This window comes from Nitrososphaera sp., from assembly GCF_050748925.1.
In the GTDB taxonomy this organism is placed as follows: domain Archaea; phylum Thermoproteota; class Nitrososphaeria; order Nitrososphaerales; family Nitrososphaeraceae; genus Nitrososphaera.
The window spans coordinates 1-3,703 of the sequence record NZ_JBOGQF010000157.1 but is presented as its reverse complement, the minus strand read 5'-3'; the positions used below and the strand labels follow the sequence as shown (position 1 = coordinate 3,703).

Sequence of the window (3,703 nt, the reverse complement as noted above, 5' to 3'; positions counted from 1 at the left end):
GCACCACATGACCATACGCTTTGACGGCAAGGCTCCTTCCAAGGACGAGATACTGGAATGCTACAGAAACGAGTTTGGCGTCGCGATACTGAGCTCTGCAAAGGGCACCGGCGACGTGCGCAAAAAGGCGATGGAGTTGGGGTTTGCCCACGGCGACACCAACATGGTGCACGTGCACGCCGAGATCCTGCGCGTGCAGGACGACATCGTCAAGCTGGGCTACTCTGACGACCAGACGGGCATGGTGATACCGGAGAACCACATGCTCATCCAGTCTATGGTCTTCAAAAGATCGAGGGACGAGGCGCTAAAGCGCACGGACAGCCTGTTTCAGGTCGGCAAAAAGCGCAAGATGCTGGAAGACGAGTTCAAGTAGGTTCCGTAAACCATTCGGGATCCATTAAGAATGGTGTGTGCCTAATAGCCAAGGAAATGGCGTGCGCCAGATATCTGGCACCATAATCTTCTCACCTCATTCTTTTATACGCTAGAAATCAACTCCCATCAATGAGATTCGTTATCCGCGTCCTTATTCCGACGGAAGCAGGGAACAAGATGGTAAAAGACCCGAACTTTATCCAGAACATTGAAGGCTTCATGAAGAACATAAAGGCAGAAGCGGCATACTTTACTGAAATAAACGGAGACAGGACCGCCGTTTTCATCGCAGACATGTCATCAACCGACATGATACCGGCGATAGCAGAGCCGTTCTTCCAGATGGGGGCAAAGGTGGAATTCCATCCCGCGATGGTCCTTGAAGACCTCAAGAAGGGGCTGGCGGCAATCCCGCGCTAGCGTCATTTTATTTTGGCTTGATGACGCACGACTGCAAAAGGCGCCTGTGGGCAGAATAGTACGCCCACCCCAGCAACCCAACGCCGGCAAGGCGGAGCGGCAGCTGGTACTCTATGAGCAGGCTGGTCGCGGCCGCGCCGGCGACGCCAAACGTCGTGGCGAAAAAGAACGTCGCGGATGTGCAGCCCGCGCACGCGCTCGACGCCACGCTTAATGCAGAGCCGGAAAAGAGCGAGGCGCCCGCCTTAACCTTGGAATTTTTAAAGATGTACACGTTCATGCTGAGCACGACGCCAAGAAGGATTGCAGTGACGATTGAAAGTGGGAAACTGATGTAGGCGTCAGAAGGTATGTAAAAATCAAGAATCGGATAGATGAACAGCAGCTGGTCAAACACGCTGAACAGGACCCAAAAGCTTGCTGCTATCGCAGCTGCAAGGGCGACGTATGCCTTGCCGGAAAACACCATGCGCAGCGGGAGCGCGTTCACAGCCCGTTTTCAGGACTATAGCACTTTTAATCCTTGTCCGGCCGGCCTGGAAAGCATTAAAATACCGCCGGCCGACTAGATACGTCGTTGAAGCGCTCTCAGGTCCAGGCGAGAAAAGAGTGCGCGCTCTGCGGCACGACGCTGCCGGTGGGCGCAGAGGTCAGCCTGTGCCCGGAGTGCATGAAGTGCGCCGACTGTTGCGTCGGGCTTGAAAAACTGCGCGACTGACTACTCTACCATCTTTAGCGTGTCAGTTATCGTCACGATGCCTACCAGGTTCCCCTTTTCGCTCACCAGTATGCACTTTGTGAACCTCACGAGCGGCACGAGCGCCTTGGCGGGGGTCGACACGTCCACCAGTGGCGGGGGCGACTCCATCACCCGCGAAACCGGCGTGTCTTTCAGCTCTACCTTTTCCACCATTATCTTGGCAAGGCCGTCTTCTGTCAGTATGCCGACCACCTTTGACCCGTCAAGCACGGGGAGCTGACTGATGGAATTTCGGCGCATCATGTCTATCGCCTTGTGCAGGCGCTCTTCCTTTTGCACCGTTATGAGGAGCCTGCTGCAGATGTCGCCGGCCTTCATGGACGTCTTGCCTTCCAGTGATCCAAGGATTTCAAAGATCCTGCGCGCGGTGTCGTAGCTGGGCTTGCACCGGCCCGACTCTATCTGGTTTATCATCGACGTGCTGACGTTGGTGAGCGACGCCAGCTTGCGCTGCGTGATGCCGAGCCTTATCCTCGCCTGCTTTATGTACTCCAGCCGGGGCAGCAACGGCGTAACTGGGCGCCCTTTGCCTATATACCCTTCCGCCTGCGAATTCTTATAGCCTTATATTATGTGCGTGCGGATTTTTCACGTTAGCCGTGGGCAACGACAAGGGAGCAAAGTGGGATTCGGTCAAGCGCTACAAGCTGACCAAGATGATAAACGAACTGTCAAGTATATCCGGCCACGGCACCGAGCTTGTCACGGTATACGTCCCGCCACGGCGGCCGATATTTGACGTAGTCGGCCAGCTGCGCAACGAAGCAGGCACGGCTTCCAACATAAAGTCAGATTTGACAAGGAGCCACGTCCAGGACGCGCTGTCCAAGACCATGGAGCACCTGAAACTATTCAAAGACACGCCGGAAAACGGCCTCGTGATTTTCTGCGGTGCCATCCCAAACGACAAGGGCATAGGGAAGGAAAAGATCGAGCTGTACTCGGTCATCCCGCCAAAGCCAATCCAGATGAGCCTCTACAGGTGCGACGACCATTTCTGGACCGACAACCTGAAGGAGATGATGAAGGACGAAAAGGTGATAGGCATACTGGCAATCGACACCACCGAGTCGGGCCTCGGCATACTGACTGGCGACAGGTGGGAGACTGTCGATAAACTTACTTCAGGCGTCGCCGGCAAGCACCGGCAGGGAGGCCAGTCGGCGAGGAGGTTTGAGCGCCTGCGCGACAACGAGCTTAACGAGTTTTACCACAGGGTCGCAGACCACGCCCAAAAAGTGTTCATCGACCAGTATCCCGTCAAGGGGCTCATCGTCGGCGGGCCGGGGCCGACCAAGGACAATTTCTTGAAAGAGGAGTACCTAGACTATCGCTTGCAGAACAACATACTTGTCACGCTTGACACGTCTTATTCCGGCGACGAGGGCGTTCGCGAGATAATAGACAAGGTTCAAAAGGACGGCATCCTGGCAGAATTTCGCGTCATGGAGGAAAAGCAGCTCGTCAAAAAGTTCATGGGAGAGGTGCATTCGAGCAAGGGCCTTGGCATCTATGGCATCTTTGACGTGCTAAAGGCGCTGCAGGGCAACATGGCCGAGCTGGTTCTCGTTACAGACGACGTCACCTACGTCAAACTCGATTTCAAGTGCAGGTCGTGCAAGGCCGTCCAGGAAAGGGTGCTCGAAAGGGCGGCCATCATATCTACAAAGCAAGAGATGTCAACCAAGCCCTGCCCCAGCTGCGGCGCGACAGACTATGAAGTGACGGAAAAGGACATTGTTGACCACATGCAGGAACTGGCGACGATGACGGGCGCGAGGCTCGAGGTGATTTCAGGCCAGATGGAAGAAGGCGTGCAGCTGGCATCGCTTGGCAAGACCGGCGCCATCCTGAGATATAGGGTCATGCAGTAGGCTCGCACTTGCATGCGGCCATTTCCTTGAAGCAGCCAGAGCAGACGACAAAGGTGCTGCAGCCCGTCGGCGAGCACGCCTCAAACGACTTTGTTTCGCGTCCGCAATCGCATCTTGCCATGCCTGTTTTTTTGGCGGGGAGCGCATATCTAGCTTGCGGTTTTGTGTGCCTTCTCACTGACAATTTGGTCAAAAATAGCTTGACAAGTAATAAATAAAGGTAGACAGCTAACACCTCACCGAGAGATGGCCACTCAACTCAAAGTTCACC

Annotated in this window: 6 protein-coding genes and 1 pseudogene; 4 read left to right on the top strand and 3 right to left on the bottom strand. The window is 55.0% G+C overall.

All coding sequences use genetic code 11. The features are described 5' to 3' along the window. Together ACREAY_RS10550 and ACREAY_RS10545 are read left to right on the top strand one after the other, a co-directional pair. Nucleotides 1-376 (top strand): annotated as a pseudogene (locus ACREAY_RS10550) (type II glyceraldehyde-3-phosphate dehydrogenase); the annotation flags it as partial. A gap of 131 nt (nucleotides 377-507) precedes the next feature. After that, nucleotides 508-798 carry a hypothetical protein gene (locus ACREAY_RS10545; RefSeq protein WP_431755730.1) on the top strand — a complete coding sequence of 97 codons (291 nt, stop codon included), beginning with the start codon at nucleotides 508-510 and terminating at the stop codon, nucleotides 796-798. 7 nt (nucleotides 799-805) lie between these two features. On the opposite strand, the gene ACREAY_RS10540 is transcribed toward ACREAY_RS10545, so the two are convergent. Then, nucleotides 806-1,288: a hypothetical protein gene (locus ACREAY_RS10540; protein ID WP_431755729.1), complete on the bottom strand. Its 483-nt coding sequence runs from the start codon at nucleotides 1,286-1,288 to the stop codon at nucleotides 806-808. A gap of 87 nt (nucleotides 1,289-1,375) precedes the next feature. Between ACREAY_RS10540 and ACREAY_RS10535 the strand changes: the two genes are divergently transcribed. Beyond that, nucleotides 1,376-1,516, top strand: a complete 141-nt coding sequence (locus tag ACREAY_RS10535) for a hypothetical protein (RefSeq protein ID WP_431755728.1) — start codon at nucleotides 1,376-1,378, stop codon at nucleotides 1,514-1,516. Here the strand turns inward: ACREAY_RS10535 and ACREAY_RS10530 are convergent, their stop codons facing one another. Beyond that, nucleotides 1,517-2,065, bottom strand: coding sequence for a CBS domain-containing protein (locus ACREAY_RS10530; RefSeq protein WP_431755727.1), 549 nt, complete (start codon nucleotides 2,063-2,065; stop codon nucleotides 1,517-1,519). It lies immediately after the preceding gene. Nucleotides 2,066-2,157: 92 nt separating this feature from the next. On the opposite strand from ACREAY_RS10530, the gene prf1 reads away from it, so the two are divergent. Further along, a complete protein-coding gene (prf1, locus tag ACREAY_RS10525) occupies nucleotides 2,158-3,432 on the top strand; it encodes a peptide chain release factor aRF-1 (protein WP_431755726.1) in 1,275 nt (424 codons plus the stop codon). On the opposite strand, the gene ACREAY_RS10520 is transcribed toward prf1, so the two are convergent. Beyond that, on the bottom strand, nucleotides 3,422-3,553 hold the full coding sequence (locus tag ACREAY_RS10520) for a hypothetical protein (RefSeq protein WP_431755725.1): 132 nt from the start codon (nucleotides 3,551-3,553) through the stop codon (nucleotides 3,422-3,424). The two genes, prf1 and ACREAY_RS10520, sit on opposite strands and share 11 nt — an antisense overlap. Between the last annotated feature and the right edge of the window lie 150 nt (nucleotides 3,554-3,703).

Bases quoted from the DNA above. Each gene is read 5' to 3' on its own strand.
- ACREAY_RS10545 (WP_431755730.1), top strand. From the start codon at position 508: ATGAGATTCGTTATCCGCGTCCTTATTCCGACGGAAGCAGGGAACAAG.
- ACREAY_RS10520 (WP_431755725.1), bottom strand. From the start codon at position 3,553: ATGGCAAGATGCGATTGCGGACGCGAAACAAAGTCGTTTGAGGCGTGC.